At 31.4% G+C, this 20844-nt stretch carries 18 protein-coding genes; 14 read left to right on the top strand and 4 right to left on the bottom strand.

From position 1 onward, the window contains the following. Nucleotides 1-287 precede the first annotated feature (287 nt). The 8 genes from V6137_RS16785 (at nucleotide 288) to V6137_RS16750 (ending at nucleotide 9732) form a co-directional block, all read left to right on the top strand. Nucleotides 288-506 (top strand): helix-turn-helix domain-containing protein, encoded by a 219-nt coding sequence (locus tag V6137_RS16785; RefSeq protein WP_425449120.1) that lies wholly within the window; start codon nucleotides 288-290, stop codon nucleotides 504-506. Between the two features lie 107 nt (nucleotides 507-613). Next, entirely contained in the window at nucleotides 614-1027 is a 414-nt protein-coding gene (locus V6137_RS16780; protein ID WP_425449119.1) for a bacteriohemerythrin, read from the top strand. A 261-nt stretch (nucleotides 1028-1288) separates the two neighbouring features. Continuing rightward, on the top strand, nucleotides 1289-2647 hold the full coding sequence (gene rlmD, locus V6137_RS16775; protein ID WP_425449118.1) for a 23S rRNA (uracil(1939)-C(5))-methyltransferase RlmD: 1359 nt from the start codon (nucleotides 1289-1291) through the stop codon (nucleotides 2645-2647). A gap of 151 nt (nucleotides 2648-2798) precedes the next feature. Further along, nucleotides 2799-3374 carry a class I SAM-dependent methyltransferase gene (locus V6137_RS16770; protein ID WP_425449117.1) on the top strand — a complete coding sequence of 192 codons (576 nt, stop codon included), beginning with the start codon at nucleotides 2799-2801 and terminating at the stop codon, nucleotides 3372-3374. Nucleotides 3375-3435: 61 nt separating this feature from the next. Further along, nucleotides 3436-4461 carry an alpha/beta hydrolase family protein gene (locus V6137_RS16765; RefSeq protein ID WP_425449116.1) on the top strand — a complete coding sequence of 342 codons (1026 nt, stop codon included), beginning with the start codon at nucleotides 3436-3438 and terminating at the stop codon, nucleotides 4459-4461. Between the two features lie 824 nt (nucleotides 4462-5285). Then, a complete protein-coding gene (gene abc-f, locus V6137_RS16760; RefSeq protein ID WP_425449115.1) occupies nucleotides 5286-6974 on the top strand; it encodes a ribosomal protection-like ABC-F family protein in 1689 nt (562 codons plus the stop codon). Between the two features lie 473 nt (nucleotides 6975-7447). Then, complete coding sequence (locus V6137_RS16755) at nucleotides 7448-8074, top strand: GNAT family N-acetyltransferase (RefSeq protein ID WP_425449114.1); 627 nt, start codon at nucleotides 7448-7450, stop codon at nucleotides 8072-8074. 440 nt (nucleotides 8075-8514) lie between these two features. Next, nucleotides 8515-9732, top strand: a complete 1218-nt coding sequence (locus V6137_RS16750) for an alpha/beta hydrolase-fold protein (RefSeq protein ID WP_425449113.1) — start codon at nucleotides 8515-8517, stop codon at nucleotides 9730-9732. A 221-nt stretch (nucleotides 9733-9953) separates the two neighbouring features. On the opposite strand, the gene V6137_RS16745 is transcribed toward V6137_RS16750, so the two are convergent. From V6137_RS16745 to V6137_RS16735, 3 genes are read right to left on the bottom strand one after another with little or no spacing between them, the layout of a single operon-like run. Beyond that, the gene (locus tag V6137_RS16745) at nucleotides 9954-10847 is read right to left on the bottom strand and encodes an ATP-binding cassette domain-containing protein (RefSeq protein ID WP_425449112.1); all 894 of its coding nucleotides are present in this window, start codon (nucleotides 10845-10847) and stop codon (nucleotides 9954-9956) included. Next, entirely contained in the window at nucleotides 10793-11176 is a 384-nt protein-coding gene (locus V6137_RS16740) for a hypothetical protein (RefSeq protein WP_425449111.1), read from the bottom strand. The genes V6137_RS16745 and V6137_RS16740 overlap by 55 nt, the downstream gene beginning before the upstream one ends. A 49-nt stretch (nucleotides 11177-11225) precedes the next feature. Further along, nucleotides 11226-12116 (bottom strand): radical SAM protein, encoded by an 891-nt coding sequence (locus V6137_RS16735; protein ID WP_425449110.1) that lies wholly within the window; start codon nucleotides 12114-12116, stop codon nucleotides 11226-11228. 179 nt (nucleotides 12117-12295) lie between these two features. Here V6137_RS16735 and V6137_RS16730 point away from each other — a divergent pair, with 179 nt between their 5' ends. From V6137_RS16730 to V6137_RS16705, 6 genes are all read left to right on the top strand, one after another. Next, complete coding sequence (locus tag V6137_RS16730) at nucleotides 12296-13894, top strand: S-layer homology domain-containing protein (RefSeq protein WP_425449109.1); 1599 nt, start codon at nucleotides 12296-12298, stop codon at nucleotides 13892-13894. A gap of 392 nt (nucleotides 13895-14286) precedes the next feature. Continuing rightward, entirely contained in the window at nucleotides 14287-14424 is a 138-nt protein-coding gene (locus tag V6137_RS16725) for a hypothetical protein (protein ID WP_425449108.1), read from the top strand. 118 nt (nucleotides 14425-14542) lie between these two features. Further along, on the top strand, nucleotides 14543-15106 hold the full coding sequence (locus V6137_RS16720; protein WP_425449107.1) for a flavin reductase family protein: 564 nt from the start codon (nucleotides 14543-14545) through the stop codon (nucleotides 15104-15106). Nucleotides 15107-15497: 391 nt separating this feature from the next. After that, entirely contained in the window at nucleotides 15498-16301 is an 804-nt protein-coding gene (locus V6137_RS16715) for an ABC transporter permease (RefSeq protein WP_425449106.1), read from the top strand. Nucleotide 16302: 1 nt separating this feature from the next. Further along, nucleotides 16303-17079, top strand: a complete 777-nt coding sequence (locus V6137_RS16710) for an ABC transporter permease (RefSeq protein WP_425449105.1) — start codon at nucleotides 16303-16305, stop codon at nucleotides 17077-17079. 113 nt (nucleotides 17080-17192) lie between these two features. Further along, entirely contained in the window at nucleotides 17193-18269 is a 1077-nt protein-coding gene (locus V6137_RS16705; RefSeq protein WP_425449104.1) for a metallophosphoesterase, read from the top strand. 231 nt (nucleotides 18270-18500) lie between these two features. Here the strand turns inward: V6137_RS16705 and V6137_RS16700 are convergent, their stop codons facing one another. Further along, a complete protein-coding gene (locus V6137_RS16700; RefSeq protein WP_425449103.1) occupies nucleotides 18501-20555 on the bottom strand; it encodes a methyl-accepting chemotaxis protein in 2055 nt (684 codons plus the stop codon). Nucleotides 20556-20844 lie beyond the last annotated feature (289 nt).

Here is a 20844-nt window from a genome sequence, read left to right as displayed (position 1 = left end):
TGTTAATAATTTAGTGTTAGGAGATTGTTAATAATTTAGTGTTAGGAGATTGTTAATAATTTAGTGTTAGGAGATTGTTAATTGTTTGGTTGTTGGGGGATTCGTAATCCCCCAACTTAAATTTACAAAGAATATTTTCAACAAAAATTAAATATCTATATAATAAACCTATTTTATTACAAATAATAAACTTTTGTTAAATATTCTGAAAAATCAACAAATACATTAGAAAAAGTTATATAATAGAGTTAGAAAAGTCAATAAATCTTCTTAGGAGGCTTGCCATTATGTTAAATGGGAAAAAAATCAGAGAGCTTAGAGTAAACCTAGGTTATACAGCTAAGGATGTTGAGACTTTAACTAAAAGTGGTAAATACCATACGTCCATATCAAAATCATATTTAGAAGAACTAGAAAGAGGAGATAAGAGGAATCCAAGTTTTACAAAGATGGAAGTCTTAGCCAATATATTATGTTGTAAATTAGATGATTTAGTTTTAAGATAAAATTCTTTAGCATTATGCTAAAGAATTTTCTGTTTTATATATGTGGAATAAAAAGCTCCATTGTGTTATAATCTTGATAGGAATTTTCAAGTAGAGGGGGAATAACCATGTTTAAATGGAGAGAGAATTTTAGTTGTAATATAAAAGAGGTTGATAAACAACATAAATACTTATTTCAATTGGGAGAAAATCTACATAATATAATAAAGACTAAAGATGGTTTAGACCATTACGATGAAATAATGGCCATATTTAAAGAACTAGAAGAATATACTATATATCACTTTGATTATGAAGAAAGGCTAATGGAAAAATATAATGTTAGTGATATAGAAGCCCATAAAGAAGAGCATAATTTATTTGTAGAAAGGATAAAAGAAATTCAAAGTCAAGATGTGGATTTGAGACAAGATAAAGTTGTTATGGATACGCTTATGTTTATAGCCGATTGGATAGAGAAACATATATTAAAGTCAGATCATAAGTATAAAGACTTTTTAAATGAAAAGGGAGTTTATTAATCAATGGCTTTGCCATTGATTTTTTTGTTAAAACACTTATTATAGATAATAGTTAATAAATAATAAACAGTAGATTAAGAACGTAGGGACTGGACATGTCCAGTCCTCCCACCGTATGAAGAGGTGGAAAAAGGGACTTATAGAGAATAGTGGAGAGATAAGAGAGGAAAGATAAAATATATATAGTTAATAGTTAACAGTTAATAGATAATAGTCAAAAGATTAAAGGTCTAGGAGGATTATATTGAAAGGGAGGATCTAATGGTTAAGAAAAATGAAGTTATAGAAATAGAAATAGAAGATGTGTTATTTCCGAATAAAGGTATAGGATACATAGATGATAGGAAGGTAATAGTTAAAAATACTATAAAAGGGCAAAAGGTAAAAGCCAGAGTAAAAAAGAAAAGAAAAAATAAAATACAGGCTAATCTTTTAGAAGTTACAGCTAAATCTCCAATAGAAAAGGAAGCGGTATGTGAACACTTTGATACCTGTGGGGGATGTTCATATCAAACTATTCCCTATGAAGAACAATTAAATATAAAATCAAATCAGGTTAATAAATTACTTAATGAAGCTGGAATAGAAGACTATGAATATTTAGGAATAGAAAGCAGCCCAAATGAGTATCAATATAGAAATAAAATGGAATTTTCCTTTGGAGATATAGAAAAAGGAGGTCCACTATCTTTAGGGATGCATCAAAGGGGAAAATTCTATGAAATAGTTACAGTGGATGGGTGTCAAATAGTAGATGAAGACTTTACTAAGGTTTTATCTACGGTACTAGAATATTTTAGAGAAAAGGAAACTCCATTTTATCATAAAAAGACCCATAAGGGAGTATTAAGACATTTAGTAGTGAGAAAGGCAATAAAAACTGGAGAATTATTAGCTAATCTAGTTACAAGTTCCCAAGAAGAATTAGACTTAACAGAGCTTATCAATAGACTTAAAGCCATAGAATATGATGGGGAGTTAAAAGGCTTTTTACATACAATAAATGATGGTCTTGCAGATGTAGTAAAAAGCGATGAAACTAAAGTTTTATATGGACAGGACTATATAACTGAAGAAATATTAGGACTTAAATTTAATATATCGGCATTTTCATTTTTTCAAACTAATTCACTAGGTGCAGAAAAGCTATATAGCATAGTTAGGGACTTTGCTGGAGATACAGATAATAAAACTATATTTGATCTATACTGTGGAACCGGAACTATAGCCCAAATAATGGCTCCAGTGGCTAAAAAGGTTATAGGTATAGAAATAGTAGAAGAAGCAGTTAAGTCAGCTAAGGACAATGCTAAGTTAAACGATTTAGATAACTGTCACTTTATAGCAGGAGATGTTATGGAAAAGGTATCAGAGATTGATGATACACCTGACCTAATAATCCTTGATCCTCCAAGGGATGGGATACATCCAAAGGCTATAAATAAAATAATAGACTTTAATCCAGAGGTATTTGTTTATGTATCCTGTAAACCAACATCCTTAGCTAGGGATTTGCCGGTATTTGTTGAGAGGGGATATGAGGTAAAGAAGGTTAAGTGCATGGATATGTTTCCCCATACACCCCACGTTGAGACCGTTTGTTTGATAGAGCGGGTTTAGAAGGATTTTTATGTTCCCTCAGACTAATAGGTTTGAGGGATTTTTATTTAAGGGTTCTATTAAAGTACGGAAAAAATGGGTATAAAATTTAAATGCCTATTAAAATAAATCGAAAATATATTGCTAGTGTATTATAGGGAGAAAGATTAAAATGACAAAACCAACTTATGATAAATACTATAAAGAGAAGAATTATTTTGGTGAACCCTATCTAGGGTTAGTGGAGTTTTTTAAAGAATATGAACCTAAAGGTAAGGTTTTAGATTTAGGATGTGGTCAAGGTAGAGATGCATTATTTTTAGGTAGATTAGGCTATACAGTAAAAGGAATCGATATTTCAAAAGTTGGTCTTGACCAAATGAATCAAATAGCTAATAATGAAAATCTAAAGGTTATAGGGGAAGTTGGAGATGTATATACTTACCCAATATCATCTGAGTATGATTTAGTGCTTCTTGATTCGATGCTGCACTTCTATAAGAGTGATATAAAGAAGGAAACTAATTTTATAAAACGTGTGGCTTCAGAATTAAAAGTTGGAGGGGTATTATGTAACTTTATGATTAAAGGTGCAAAGAGGGAAAAACATTTAAAGAGTATTCTAAAGGATATAGAAGCAGATTGGAAAATTCTAAGTGACAATTATACGGATTATCCGGAGGCAGATTCACAATTTCATATGTATATAATTAAGAAAATAAGAGGTGAAAATATGGATAGTTTATAATTAATTAGGCAGTAAAAATTTCCCCATGGTAGAATAAATAAAATGAAACTGGAGGATTATTATGCCTAGTAAAGGTAAAAAGAAAATCATTATGGTCATTTTAATATTAGCTTTATTAATAATTATAGTAATTGATCGACTTGAAAATTTTCAGGTCGCATACGACAAAGAGATGGAAATCAACTTTACCAATTTAGGTACAAATCTTTCAGGGTCTTTGTATCTACCAGATACACCGCCACCTTATGATGTAGTATTTTTTATTCATGGTGATGGACCTCAAGATAGAACTTTAAATGGAGGCTATGCCTTAATTATGAACCATTTACTAGATCAGGGGATCGCTTGTTTTTCATATGATAAAGCTGGGGTTTCTAAATCCGAGGGTAACTGGCTTAAACAAACCATGAAGGATCGCAGTAATGAAGTTGAAGCAGCCCTTAAGGTTCTAGAAAATAAGGTATCTATAGAAAAGAAAGGGGTCCTGGGATTTTCTCAAGGAGGATGGGTCATATCAGAACTTTCTAAGTCAGAGGCACCTATAGACTTTATTGTTATTGTTGGTGGAGCCATTGATTGGATGGATCAGCATATATATTATGAAACAAAAGTGGCCGAAAGAAGAGATTATACAGAAAAAGAAAAGAAAGACTATCTGTCCTATGTAAAAACTTATGATAAATTCATTGTCAAAAATGACTATAAAGGCTATGTAGATTTTGTTTTAAATCATGACTATGGAAAAACCATGAGTAAAGAGCGTTTTCACTTTGCCCATTTAAACTTAGATGCCAATGCCACTAAAGGTATAAAAACCATGACAGTTCCTTTTTTAGGTATGTTTGGGGAAAAGGATCAAAATGTGGATATTTATGAGAGCTATAAAATTTATGATGATACATTTAAAGCCATGGGCAAGGAAAACTATGAACTTTATATTTTTCCAGATGCCACCCATGAACTATTAAAAAGTAAGTATCAAGACAAGGAACACCTTCTTTTACTCCACAGTTTTCTTATTGGGGAAAAGATATATACAAGGGAGTTTTTAGATACTTTAAGCAACTGGATAAAAGGGTTGCCTTAGAAAGGGATTTGTAGGAATATTTTCTGTAACCATTTCATCTTTAAATATTGAAGAGGCAGTATATAACATGATGCAGGGCAAGGTGATGGAGAAAATATTATAATATAAAAGGTGTTTATAGTTAAAGTTGTCTTTGACAGTTTATAAATTCTAAACTTTGTGTTTCAGGATATATATATTAGAAAATCAAGGAAAAATCAGTTTACAGGAGTTATAAAAAGTGATATAATTAAGAAAATTCTGAAGGAGGAAAGTAAGTTATGAAACCAGTTAATTGCTAATATTAATTTATTTGAAATTAATATATATTTTATAATGAGTTTAAATTTGCCTAATTATAGTTAGGTTTTATTGTTATGCTCTTTATGGAATAAGGCAATTTAGAAGGTAACTTACTTTACTGAAATTCAAGTTTATAATTTATAAGAGATTCTAAATAACTTAAGGTCAAAATATAATGGTATAATAGTATGTTGTTATTCATACATATACTCTTACTTGAGAGGATTTTGGATAGATTATAATACTAATTGATTATTTTAGACTGTAAGAAGAAACTATCTTCTTATGGTCTTTTTTTATTCTTAAATTTAGGCATTCGGAAAAAATAATAAGTCAGTATGCTAGTCTATTTTGCATTATACTGCGTCGGCAGAACACGCTGATAGTCCACTATCAACGAATTCTACCTCCTTGTCTAATACAAAATATCCGTCGTATCTTTGACTTATTATTTTCTTCCCAACACCTTAACAGTAATAAATACCTTCTTCGCCTATCTGTAAATAGCATTATTTAAATTATGGATGAAAGAAGGTGTTAATATGCATGAATTATCATTAGACGGTGTGAAAAAATATATGGATGCAACCCTTGTTCTTAGGAATGTTTCATTTCAAGTTAGTGAAGGAGAAAGAGTAGGCATTATAGGCCAAAATGGAGGTGGCAAGACTACGATTCTTAAGTTAATTGCAGGCATCATAAAACTTAGACATTGTATAGGGTATCCCTATGCCCCGATACCTCCTGGATATGATGAGGGTTGGGTTAAGATTTCAAAGGGTACCAGATGTGCTTATCTTGAGCAAATGCCTGAATATCCAGAGGGTATAAAGGTGATTGAAGTTTTAAAGATGGCTTTTAAAGAGATCTGTAGTATAGAAAAAGAAATGCGACAATTAGAAGAAAAGATGAAGGTGGTAACAGATAATCACCTTGAAAAAGCTTTAAAGAGATATAGTCATTTAATGGAGTTATATAAGATAAAGGGTGGCTATGATACCGAGGAAAAGTTAAGTAGGATTATCACCGGACTTAATTTTGATAAAAGTTTTTTAAATAAGGATTTTAGTGTGTTAAGTGAAGGTGAAAAAATAAGAGTAATTTTAGGGAAACTTTTGATTGATAATCCAGACGTATTACTTTTAGACGAGCCTACAAACCATCTAGATATGGAGTCTATTCAGTGGCTTGAAAGTTATCTTCGTAGTTATGATGGGATTGTAATTGCTGTTTCCCATGATAGATACTTTTTAGACAATGTAGTAAATAAGATTATAGAAATAGAGGATAAGGAGGCCATAACCTACAATGGGAATTATTCTTCTTATTTACGCCAAAAGGAAGAAAATATGAGAATACAATATGAACACTTTAGAGAACAGAAAAAGAAGATAAATTCCATGGAAAATAAAATAAAAAAACTAAGAGATTGGGCCATGAGGGCTGATAATAATAAGTTCTTTAGAAGAGCAGCAAGCATAAAAATAAAGCTTGATAAAATGGATAGAGTGGACAAACCAATTTTTCAAAAACGGAATATGAAACTTAATATCGAAACTACCCATAGATCGGGAAAAGAAACCGTCAAGGCAATTGGGCTATCTAAAAAATTTAAAGATAAAGTGATTTTTAGGGATGCAGATTTGATGGTTCGTTTTGGTGAAAGGGTCGCCCTAATTGGTCCCAATGGTAGTGGAAAGACAACTTTTTTAAAGATGCTGCTAGGCAAGGAAAAGCCAGATGAAGGACTTGTGAAATTAGGGGCTAGTGTATCACCAGCCTATTTACCCCAACAAATTACTTTTTCAAATGAAGAGCTTACTATACTGGAATGCTTTAGGGAAGATATTTTTATACCTGAAGGGGAAGCACGGGAATACCTATCTAAATACATGTTTTATGGAAAAGATGTATTTAAAAAGTTAAAACACTTGTCAGGGGGAGAAAAGATAAGGCTAAAGCTTGCCCAACTTTTATACAAAGATATAAATCTATTAATATTAGATGAACCTACAAATCATCTAGATATTGACTCCATTGAGACATTTGAAGAAGCTTTAGAAGATTTTAATGGTACTATACTTTTTATATCCCATGACAGATATTTTATCAATAAAGTGTCTGAAAGGGTCATTGCTATTGAGAATAATGCCTTTAAAAGTTATCTTGGTAATTATGACTATTATAAAAGTGTAAAAGAACAGTTGAAGCTGAAATTTCATGAAGGGTAGTAGAAAGGTAGGTTTCAGAGATTAATGTAAGGGACAGTTCATTAAAAAATATTAAGTATATAATATTAAAGTTTTCACATAAGATCATCTCTAAAAACGAAAGGTAATATTACGTAGGTAGCATATAAATTTTTATAATGAACTGTTCCTAATAAAGCAACTCTTTGACACTTGCTTTTATGTCAATAAAAGCAAGTGTCAAAGAGTTGCTATTTAGTGTATAGCTAAAAACTTTGCTAAAATAACAGACGATAAAATAAAGGAGTACTCTATTATGAATAGTAAAAAGCAAGCTATAGACTGGAATGATATCTTGACATATATTCACAAGTAGCATAATATAAAATATAACAACAATATATGGTATATTATAACATATATTGAATGATTTTCTGTTAATTATTATTGTTGATATTGGAAAAACATAATTTCATTTTGGGACAAAGAATAAATAAAAAAATAGGGGGATATGTATGGAAAGGGCCAATAACATAAATTACTTAATCAAAAATGTCTCATCCAAACAAGAACTTAAAAAAGCACTTGATTTCTTTAAAATGATTTTTAAGGGTATGTCTGTTGTCAATAATCCAGAGTATTCCTTTAAAAAATGGGAAGAACGGATGGAAAATCACGGTGATTTGATGTTGTATGCAAGTTTAGACAATGAAGTAATAGGTATTGTTTTTGGTAGCATTCATGATGACCACAGTATTACCATTAGGGCGGTGGCTGTGCATGAAGATTATAGGAGTATGGGAATAGCAAAAAAGATGATCTTTCTCCTTGAGAAACGGGCGATACATTATGGCGTTCACTCCATTACCCTTGGTGCAGTTGAATCTGCAGAAAAGTTTTATAGCAAACTTGGGTATACAGGATCATTGTTAATACAATCTCAAATACATAGTATAGATCAACTGCTTTCATTGAACAATAGATATAAGGTTAAATTCACAAATATCTATGACGGTAAAGTTAGTCAGGTGTGCTTGGAATTGACGGAACCAGATAGAGCTTTACAGAAAGAATATGAGGCCACTTTTCCAGGATGCTATACTCAAATGATGTATTGGAAAAATATTGGGACTATAAGTTGAAATCTGGTGTTGATTTAAGTGATAGATTTTAAGAATACCCTTCTTCCAATAAACCAGTGGGTTCTCACTACATCAGTTTTGTCTACTTAAGTCATGTGGAGATGTGGGTACTAATTTTTAAAAATAATAAGGTGTAGTAATCATTAAGCAGGCTATTAGCCTGCTTAATTTTATAAATATGTAAGATGTAATTATAAATAAAAATATAAGCTTAAGACTACAGTTTATCATTAGAATAAGCTCAAGGCTGGAAAAAAATTATACAAATTTAAAAAAATAACAATAGTCATACATTGACAAATGATAGAGTATAAAATATAATAGCAATCATTACATATTATAGTATATAATGAATAATTTTCTGTTAATTATTATTTTTAGTATTGGTAAAATATAATTTCATTTTGAGTAAAGGACAAATAAAAAATAGGGGGATATATATGGAAAAATCAAAAATAACTAGTTTTGAAATCTTAAAATTAGAAAAGCAATTAGATCAGGGAAATAGAGAAGCTCTAGAACAGTTTTGGAGTAATATTGAGGAAAAGGGGTCACCTTTGATAGAAGATATAAAGGAAGATCCAGATTATCATTTAGTTACCTTTATATATAAGGGAGATGACAAGGTAAAGAATGTCTTAGTTATACCGGAGATGGAAGACTGCATGTTTTTAAACTATAAAATGGAAAGATTACTAGATACAAACCTATGGTATATAAGCTGTATAATTAGGAATGATATACGTCTTCAATATAATTATTCTGTTAATGATCCACTAGATGATGACTGGGATAGCAGGTTTGAAAACTTACAACATGATGAACTTAATAAAAACTTTCTATATGTGGTAGATGAAGACGATGGTGATGATGAAATATTATCTTATGTTGTAATGCCAAAAGCTGATGAGCATATTTGGGTTAAGGAAAATAATCATATATCTAAAGGAAAAATAATGGAATATTCCCTTGAAAGCTCGAGACTAGAAGCGAGTCGTAGAGTAAGGGTTTATACGCCCCATGGATATAACGAAGACGGACAACCGTATAAGTTTTTGGTATTAACAGATGGAGATGAATATCTGGAATTACTTTCTGTTAAAAATGTTCTGGATAATTTAATCGCAGATAAAAAAATACCTCCAGTGATTACATTATTTATCGATTCAACCGATACGAGGGAAGAAGAACTTAGTTGTAGTGATCTATTTTTAGATATTGTTATTAATGATTTTATGCCTTGGTTTAGAAAAAACTACAATATATCCCAGGAAGCCAGAGATGGTATAATTGGTGGGCTAAGTTTAGGTGGACTTACTGCTTCATATATAGGACTTAACTATTCTGAGGTTTTTGGAAATGTCCTTTCTCAATCTGGAGCTTATTGGTATAAGCCTAATGATTGGGATAAAGAAGAAAGTGATTGTTGGATTAGCTCACAATTTAAAAAAATAGAAAAACTACCATTAAAATTCTACTTAAATGTAGGAGTTCTAGAAGAGAAGGAAAATATGATTGGGGTAAATAAAAAACTAAGGGATGTATTACAGGCTAAAGGTTATAAAGTAGAATATGAAGAATTTAAAGGTGGACATGACTATTTATGTTGGGGAGAAAATTTATCAAATGGACTTATCTCATTAATTGGTCATAAATAAGAAATTATTCTATTAAAGCTTGATAAAATGGATAGAGTAATGCCAGGGGCAGTTCATTAAAAAATACTAAGTATATAATATTAAAGTTTTGACATAATATCATATCTAAAAAGTAAAGGTAATATTACGTAGGTAGCATATAAATTTTTATAATGAACTGTTCCTAATAAATTTTAAAGTTTATTTTAAAATGATCATCTATATCTAACAAATACTAATATTTACACTATATTGTTTAATGTTGGTAGTTCATAGACTTGGTCAAACTGATTTCTGCGTTCTAATGATAAATGATGACTCACAAGAATAAGTGTTAGTTCTTGATTCATTAGTAAGCTTTGTTCTACAATATCAGCATTTTCCTGATCCAGTGAACTGGTTCCCTCTCCAACAAAAGTTTCTAACCCCTCTGGCATATTTCTCAAGTCATTAACTAATGCACTATCTTTTATAGCTTTTTCCAGCTTGTCTTTAGGAAATTCCTCACCTAATGTGATGTTTTCTTTGATTGTAGTATTAAATAGGAATACATCCTGATCGATATAACTTATCTGTTTCTGTATTTGTTCAATTGTATAATCTTTAGCATTTACATCATCAAATTTAATAGTTCCCGAATAATCTGGAAGCCATCCCAAAAGAAGCTTTAGCAAAGTTGTTTTTCCACATCCAGATGGGCCTATTAAGGCATATTTTCCACCTTTTTTAAAACCTATGTTTACATTTTTAAGCACAGCCTTTGTTCCATAATGTAAGCAAACATTTTTAACTATAATAGCTTCTTTTATTAATTTTGAATCAGGGGTATCTTTTTGAATAATGGAATTATCTTGAACATTAATTTTCATAAAGTAGGGTTTGCTTGCAGCAATAGATAGGCGAAAACGTGCAATATTACTAAAACCATTGGAAACCCCACTTATTAGGTTAGTTCCCCCAGCCAAGACTGCTAGCTTAATTCTGCCAGCAAATGCTAATAATACAATTAAAATTTCCGACATTATCTGTAAGGAAACATTTAAAAATCCAAGTACTCCCCCTACTGTGTTTTGAGTATAGTTCAAACGACAATTTGTAGATTCAATTTGGTCGCTTGCAGCATCTCCTCTTTCCAAGAAATGTACTCACCTGAGTCTAATGAATTGTATTCCTGATAGTCTTTACTCATTAGAGATAAATATAAATCGTGTCGTACATGATTGTTCAAAATTCTAATAGTTTGAGCTTGAAAATATCCCTGTGCTATTCCAAACGTAAAATATATTCCCCAACAACCTAAACTTACAATAGTCCAAAACATAAAGTTTTTAAATTCCAGATTTATGGCAGCATCAAAAGTCTTAATTAATAACAATTGAACAGCTGCTTGCATACCCCATACGCAAACCTGTAAAAAACATACTAATAAACTAAATTTCCAGTTCTTTTTTAAATAATAAAACATATCTCTTACTCCTTAATGTTAGTATCATTGGTTAACAACTTCTGTACATCTACTCGCTTACTCTTTCTCTTTTATCCGTAAGCGTTTTACATAAACAAACACTTTCAGTCCGACCATCTACAATAATTACTTTTCTACAACAAATATTTAAACAACTTAATACATCGTTACAAGTTAAACATTCAGTTTTCAAATCACTGGTACACCAGAGTTTGCAGGCCGATTCATCTAATATAACACCATTTTCTGCATGAATTACACCAACTTGATTTTTAGGATGATTCAAAGCAATTGAACACTTTTCTACTTTTCCATCGGCGCGAAATATAAATCCACGGGGGCAAGAAGCATAACAAATATCTGAAAAGGGTAATTTCACTTTTCCTTCACGGCGCATTCCGATTTTGTCGAGATACTCTTCATGTACTGTCTGAAGTACTTGCTTTTTATTTCTTTTTAATATATTTAGTTTTTTTACCGTTTCTCCACCCCAATCATTAACGGGAACAACTGCAACAGAAAAACGAGCATCTGTTCCAAACTGATCATATAAGAAATCATACCAACTAAAGTCTTGGTCTCCATCTAAAATGTTATGACGGATAGTAACGTGAAATTGGTATTCTTCTGGCAACGATGACACACTTTTTAAATTTTCTAAAATGGTTTTTAATGTTCCGTTACCAGAAACATGTGGTCTAGTTACATCATGATTCCATCCGTCTAAAGTTATTTGATATGCATTAATACCAGCTTTATAGTATTGTTGAAATGATTCACAATCCAGAAGATATCCGTTTGTAGTCATATTTGCATCGTATTTAAACTTATACCTTTTTTGTAACTTTTGTATAAAAGAAGACATTTCAAGAATAATGCTTGTACAAAGTGTTGGCTCTCCTCCAAACCAGCTGATATGAACATTCTTAGAGGTAGCCATATAATATTGGAGCTCTGGCATAATATCATCTCTAAAAAGTAAAAGAGATATTATGCCGTCAGCATATAAGTTATTGACATAAATCCAATACTTGGTATAATATATTTAGTAATCATTGGTTAGAATAGGAAAAATTTAGGCACAAAGAGTTTTAAAATAAATATTAAGGAGAGAATATTATGAAGAAATTCACAGCTTTATTTTTGTCTTTATTAATTGTAGTTTCACCTATAACCAGGATTCAAGCTTCCGAAGGCAACGTTTCTAGAGGGGAGTTTATAAAGACAATAAACGACATATTCTATATTTATACAGTAATGGATAACGAAGAAATGTTTTCAGACATTGACTTGGAAACTGAGGATTATTTTGAGTTAATGGCAGCAAAGAAGAATGGATATATAACGGGATATACAGACGGTTCCGTTCGTGCCCAAGATATTATTACTCGTAGTGAGGCAGCTTTGGCATTGGATAAATTAATTAAATTACCTAAACCTGACAATAGTCCAGCTTTTGGGGATCACAAAGAGTTGCCTTTATGGGCACTAGATAGCATTGAGAAGGTTGTAGCCCAGGGCATATTATCAGCCGATGAAAATGGAAACTTTAATGGTAGTGAACCCCTATCAAAGACAGATTTAAAAAACATTGTTAAAGTGATCAAATCCCTTGGTTTGCAAGGTCGTGAAGACGAAATTAAGACCATTAAATCCTTTGACGGATTCGAAGTAACTGGAAGACTTTCTGTACCTGTGGGAAAAGAAAAAATTAACAAGCTTGTAATATTAGTTCCCGGTACCGGTCCTAATACTTATGAAATGCGTCGACAAGACAATGTTGGAAGTATTAGGTTTAAATATCTAGATGTCTATGCAGATAAATTCACTAGTGATGGTACAGCCTTTTTTACTTATAATACAAGGGGAATTAGCTTGGGGGATGAAGGTCCTAATTATGCTAGTATTGACGAGAATGGTTACAAACAATATACTCCTCAAAATATAGCTCAGGATATCAAATGTATGATTGACCAGTTAAAGAAAGATCCCCGTTTATCAGATGCAGATATAATACTCCTTGGGGCCAGCGAAGGTACCGTTATAGCTCCACTGGCTGTATCAGAATATGGTGCAGAAGCTGATGCTTTGGTCCTTATGGGATACTCCAATGATAATATGCGGGATGTATTAGAGTATCAATTAGGTGGTGGAATGTCATTTTTCAATTACACACTTTTCTTTAATGCTGTTGGTAGTAAAGAGATTACAAAGGAGCAATATAAAGCAGATCCTAATAAAATTATAGATAGTGTATTGGGGGGAACTGCATTTGAGGATATTGATTTGGACGGCGATGGTGTAATAACTGTAGAGGATTTTGCCACGATGATGACTCCCGTTAAAGAGGGGCTCTTTAAAGCAATTGAAAGTGGGGATGATAAGTGGATTAAGGAAAATATGTCAACAATGATGCCCCCACTCATGACAAATTGGTTTAGGGCTCATTTTGAACTACCTAAAACCGAAGATATAATGACTAAGGTTGATATTCCTATGTATATCTTCCAGGGTACCTATGATGCCAATTGCCCTGTTCAAGGTACTTATGATGTTGAAAATCGATTTAAAGAATTAGGTAAAGAAAATTTGACAGTTCATATTTATGATGGGTACAATCATGACTTAAACTTTATACAGTTTCTTTATGGTTCGGGCTCAGATGGTATTGAAGACATTTTTTCAACTATAAAAGATTTACAGATATCTGATAAATAGATTATGATACTAATTGATTATTTTAGACTATAAGAAGAAACTATCTTCTTATGGTCTTTTTTTATTCTTAAATTAAATAGTAATATAGTATAGTGCAATTTTCTAAAATAAGTCTAGATTCTTTTAAGGTAAATAATTACAAAAGAATAATGTTATATTATAATTTAAAATAGTAAAAACAACATATTAAAGAAAAATATACAATAATATATTAAGTTGAATTTTAAAAAAGACCTTATGCTTCATAGATATTGTGGTAAAGAGGGAAGAAATGACTGGCTTACTATGCTGCTATAGAGGGAATTGTAATGCTCGAAAATCAGGTGGTTACTGCCAATAGCACCTGGTAAAATAGATCTTTATGGTGCAGATGCTAAGATGACCATGATTATATGTTTAAGGATAGAGAAAAAGCATATGCTAGGGCCATAACTAAAAAAATGAGAACCTTAGATTTTTTAGTAAAAAAGTATGAAACTTATATCATTGACAAATATAAGCTGTTGCTATATGATGAATTTAGAAAATAAAACGATTGTAGGATATATAAACTAAGAAATAAAGAATAAAAATTTATTAGATGAGACAAGCACTATAGCAGAAAACTACTAGCTAGCAAAAAAAGATTAATCTAAAGGAGGACTTATAATGGCTAAATATTCCATAGAACCCCAAAGAGGTTTTTTCCCTCAACCATCATATTTAATTGGTACATATAAAGATAATGGTGATCCTAATTTTACGTTAATAACATGGACTACATTTTGTTCTGCCAATCCACCAAAGTTTATGTTTGCTTCCTCAGGAAAAAAGTTAACAAGGGAGCTTGTAGAAAAAAACAGAATGTTTTCAGCAAATCTTATTACGACAGAAATGATGCATTTAGCCGATTATTGTGGAATGAATTCAGGTTATTCCAGTAATAAAATGTTGGATATGGAGGTTGGATGTAAAAAAGGAGAAGTTTTATCAGTCCCGATACTAGAACCATCACCATGGGTCTATGAATGCCAGGTGACAGACATAATTTCCCAGGAAAACGGGGCTATTTATGTAGGTGAAGTAAAAAATATTCAGGTAGATGAGAAGATAAAAGACACATCATATTGTAAGATAAGTATGAAGGATATTGACCCGTTGATCTATGCTCCAGGAAATTACTATAAAATTGGAGAGAGTATAGGACAAGTTGGTTTTTCAAAACAAAAATAAATCATTTTATTGTGGTTAAAAAAGGTGTTACTGTTTAAATTGCAAGAAAGGCTGATAAAGTAATTTTAGTGAAAAATAATATGAAAAATATATATTTCTCTAGACTTAGGGCTAGAGTATTTTTTTATTCAAATAAATGGAGTTTTTTTTACGGATATTAAAATAAAAAATTTTAACCCAATGGACAGTTTATTATAAGTTCTTATAATAAACTGTCCATAACAATGTTAATAAATCTTTAGTGGACAAGCTAAAAACTACTAATTGAAAAATGTATAACAATATACTATGATCACATTAGTGATAAAACTGTGGAAAATCATAATGCTAAAATTTATTATATTAGTGAAAAAACTTAAATAAATTATGTTTATTAATTGGGGGATAGAATATGAAAAGATACATAGCAGTATTCCGTATACGATTTATTAATAACTTGCAATACCGTGCTGTGGCCTTTAGTGGGATTATTACAAATTTTGTATGGGGATTTATGCAAATATTGGCCTTCTGGGCAATTTATCGCACCGGTAGCACTAATTTACCAATGGAATTTTCCCAGACTGTTTCTTATATATGGATGCAACAGACATTAATGGTATTGTTTGCGGTGGTGTTTTCAGACGGTGAAATTTACTCGGCCATTAGAAGTGGCTCTATTGCCTATGAGCTAGTGCGGCCAATGGGTTTATATGGTCGTTGGTTTTGCCAGTCAGCTGCCAATCGTGTGTCCTTTACCATACTTAATTGTCTACCAGTCATACTTGTAGCCTTTGTGATGCCAGAAAAGTACAGAATGTCCTTGCCCCCTGATATTGGGCAGTTTTTTCTGTTTTTTCTGTCAACTATACTTGCATTATGTGTAGTTGTGGCCTTTGCTATGCTTATGTATATTTCACTGTTCTATACACTGTCTCAAAGAGGTATAAAAATTATAGTGAAGGCTCTGACTATGTTTCTATCCGGTGGAGTAATACCTTTGCCATTTTTTCCTCCATCGGTTCTTGCCATTGTTAAATTACTTCCCTTTGCGGCCATGCAAAATATGCCGCTTCGAATATACACTGGAAACATTGTAGGTGTAGATGCGTTAAAGGGTATCACATTTCAAGTGTTTTGGTTAGTAGCTCTAGTAGGTATGGGACAGCTTATCATGGGTGGCACTTTAAAAAAAGTAATTGTTCAGGGGGGATAATATGAAGGTATACTTAAATTTTATAGTTATGAATTTGAAAAGTCAGATGGAGTATAGAGTATCATTCTTTTTAACCACATTAGGGCAGTTTATTACGGCATTTACGTCATTCTTTGGATTATATTTTATCTTTTTACGAATTAATGCCGTGGATGATTTTACATATGCCCAGGTACTCCTATGTTTCGCCGTTATTATGATGGCTTTCTCACTGGGAGAGATGTTTGGAGGTGGATTGGCTGTTTTTCCACGAATGCTTGGTAATGGGGAGTTTGATCGGGCCCTTGTTAGACCAAGAAATATTATATTACAAGTTTTAATGCCTAATATGGATTTTACACGAATTGGGCTACTGATACAGGCTGTGATAGTACTATTCTATGCAATTTCCATTAGTGGAATTATATGGACTTGGGAAAAAGTTTTGACTTTATCCTTGATGATTCTTTGTGGAGGGGCTTTGTTTTTTAGCTTATTTCTTATTAAAGCAGCATGTTCATTCTTTACAATTCGGGGCTTAGACTTTATGAATATTTTCACCTATGGTGTACGTCAGTTTGGCCGATACCCTTTCTCGGTTTACGGTAATGTTATACTAAAATTCTTTACCTTTGTGATTCCCTTAGCTTTGTTTCAATATTATCCTCTATTATATTTACTAGATAGAGAAAAAAATATTTTATTTATGTTCTTGCCAATAATATCATTGTTATTTTTGATTCCCAGTTATGGATTTTTTAGATTTGGGTTGAGTCGATATAAGTCAACAGGTTCATAGAATTTGTCATTCAAAGATAAAAATATATTGGAATAAAAGGGATTTATGCAGAAAAACAGAATAGTATACATTAATAATATTATCACAATATAAGGGGAAGGGGTTATAAATCAATGAAGCCTACAGTTAAAAAAGTTACACTTGATAAAGGAAAAAGAATCATTGCCATAAGTGATATACATGGGAATTTAGAGCTTTTTAAAAGATTATTAGGGGAGGTTAATTATACAAAAGAGGATATTTTAATTTTGGTTGGGGATTTAATTGAAAAGGGAGAAAATAGTTTAGAGACTTTAAGGTATATTATAGAGTTATCTAATAACCAACAAGTTTATGTAGCCACAGGGAACTGTGATACTTTATGGGAAGATATAAAGTACGAAATAGATGATGAAAACCTTTTGAGGTACATGTTATTTAGAAAAAACAGCATATTAAATGAGATGTGTGACAAGCTTTCCATTGAAGTTAATGAAAAATCAGATATTAATTTTATTAAAAATCAGTTAATAGAAAATTTTACCATGGAACTGAGTTACTTAGAACAATTACCCCATATAATTGAAACAGAAGATTACATATTTGCCCATGCCGGCATTACAACTGAAGATTTAGAAAAGAATGAAGTCAATGAGATTGTAAAACGAGATGCCTTTATGGATGAGGGACTAGCTTTTTCAAAATATGTTGTAGTAGGACATTGGCCAACAGCAAATTATGGAAAAGATAGAGCTTGTTGCAATCCAATTATAAATAAAGAGCAAAAAATTATAAGTATAGATGGAGGAAATGGCATAAGGTCAGAGGGTCAGTTAAACGCATTGATTATAGATGGAGACAATATCACTTTTCATTGTGTAGATAATCTTTTAACCGGTGAGATAATAAAACCTCAACAGGCAAACAAAAATACTATTCAAATCCCTTGGAGTGATAATTTAATTGATATCATTGAAGAAGGGGAAGAGTTCAGCCTTTGCAGGCATATATCTTCAAATCATAATCTTTTAATTAAAAATGATAAAATCTTTAAGGCTAAGGATGTTATACGTTGCTATGATAGTACAGATTATTTTGTTGAGGCTAAAAAAGGTGATGTTGTATCAATCGTAGAAAAGACTGATAAAATAACTTTAGTAAAAAAGAATGGAGTAATTGGATGGGTTGAAAATGACAAGATAAGTTGTTAGCCTTTAAATTTATAAGGGACATTTTGGAATGACTGATATGTATACATTTTTCACTTTGAAAAAATATCAGATCATTATATTATCTTTATGTATTGCTTTTTTAGCTTTAGGAGCTTCTTATTTAGCCTCTGTATTTTCCTATAAAAGAAAACATAGTTAGAATATAGCTTTTAATAAATATAAGAAATCCCTTTCTGTAATATTACAGAAAGGGATTTCTTATATTGTATATTATAGTTTAAATTTCTCAACCATCTTATTTAGATCCTCTGCCATCCCAGAAAGTTGTTTAGATAATGCTGCAACTTCTTCCATAGATGCAGTACCTTCTTCAGCAGCTGCTGCAACACTTTGGGTACTGTTGGCTATTTTACTAGATATGCTTAATATTTCTTCCATATTATCAGATACTATATCACTGGAATTAGCTATATTTTCAGTGGATTGAGAAAATACTTGTATTTCATTTGAAACCTTATCAATATAAGAAGATAATTCTTCAAAGGAATTACCAGCATGACTTACTACCTCAATACCATCTTTAACCGCATTGGTTCCACTTTCCATGGATTCAACAGCTTTTTTAGTATCTTCTTGTATTTCTGTAATAATATTAGAGATATTTTTTGCAGCATCGGAAGATTGTTCTGCAAGTTTTCTAACTTCATCGGCAACAACGGCAAAACCCTTACCGTGTTCTCCAGCTCTAGCAGCTTCAATTGCAGCATTTAATGACAATAGATTTGTTTGTTCCGATATATCTTCTATGACATTAATTATATTTCCTATCTCTTGGGACTTTTCCCTTAACTTAGATACGGCAGTTGAAGAATTCAAAACTACTTTATTTATTAGATCCATATGGGTAACAGCTATTTGAATTTTCTCATTACCTTCACTAACATAGTCTACAGCTCCCTTAGTTAAGTTCTCAACATTGCCTGAACTACTTGCCAGTTCTTTAATATTTTTATGTAGTTCATATACTTGATTGTACATATTTTCGGTAATATTGGTTTGCTCATTTGAACCTGTTGCAATTTCCTGGGCAGATATGGCAATTTGTTCTGAAGCCTCAGTATTTTCTGCGGCACTGGTACTTAACTGTTCAGAAGAAGCTGCCACTTGTTGGGAATTTTCACTTATATCGGTAATAAGATCTTGTAGTCTCTTTTTCATATTAATTAAGTTTTTCTTCATTAGCCCTATCTCATCGGCTGAAATATTAGTTTTATCCATCTTTTCATCATCTCTTAAATCAAAATTAGCTACCTTATCTATCCATTTATTCATTTCCAGTGTAGGCTTGGCCACTTTATTACCTATTATGAATGCTATTAATATAGATGATAGTATGACTAAGACTAATGTTATAAAAAAGATTCTTTGATAAGATTTAATATAACTATTCAAAATAGAATTATCATATACTATCTCAATAACCTTAGTGTCGGTAACACCGTTTTCGGGGTTAAGGGCATAGGGGATATATTTATATGTTAAGTCCTTTTCTGTAGTTGTCTGTGATTCATTGGTTTCTACAGATTTTAAAAGTAAGTCTTTATTGTTCTCTATCTTTATAGGCTTATTATTTTCATCTAGCTTTCCTATTGACACCCCTTCATTATCATATATAGTTATATCATGGACAAAGTCATATTTACCTTTAATATTTTCAGATAAGGTTCTTAGGTCCAGTTCTTGAAGGAGATCACCATATTTTTTTACACTGGCACCTATTTCTAAAATGTACTCTTTATCAGGGGTAGGAGTTTTACTATATTTCTTTATATCACCTGTACTTTGTTCCACAGTTATACGTTTTGAAGAAAAGACTCCGTTATCCACTACATTATCTAAAAAAGAAACGTAGTCTTCACCAAAGGTTTTAAAATCTAAATCTACATCTCCGGGAACAGTTGAATAATCTATAACATAATCCCTATTAATTATATATATATCCATACCCTTAAAATCCTTTTTTAACTTTTCTAAATCCCATGTGGATACATCGGGATTTTCTTTATATTTTTCCATCAAAATGTTGGTATACTTTATCATATCTTCAGATAAGCCCTGTTCTATTATCTCATAGGCTATATAGGTGTCCCTTATATGGTTTCTAATACTTTCTTCCACTAACATTTTTTCTTTACTTTGTGATTTAGTAATTATATCATTTGATTTTATGTAGTTTACTAATGATGTGGATACCGCCATAAGTAAACTAAAGGCAACCATTATTAATATAATTTTTACTTTAAAAGATTTAAAATTTAATTTCATATTAGCCTCCATTTTAAAATTTATTTCGACCCATAAAAACAATATTCGACATAAAACAACATAACCCTTTATAAATTTAAAAAAGACATATAAATAGATATTCTGTATAAAAAATAAATAGTTTTAAATATATAAGGACGTGTTTTAAAACACGTCCTTATATATGTGTGCCCAGCATGGACACAGTCTATAGGGTGAAAGTCCCGAACACCGAAGGTGATATAGGTGCTAGCTGAAGACAAGGGTGTCCACCGTGAGGTGGAATCTGAAGGAAGTCGGCGGCAAAATC

It is taken from the genome of Dethiothermospora halolimnae (assembly GCF_037577855.1).
In the GTDB taxonomy this organism is placed as follows: Bacteria; Bacillota; Clostridia; order Tissierellales; family VENL01; genus Dethiothermospora; species Dethiothermospora halolimnae.
This window is presented reverse-complemented; position numbering and strand designations above follow the sequence as displayed.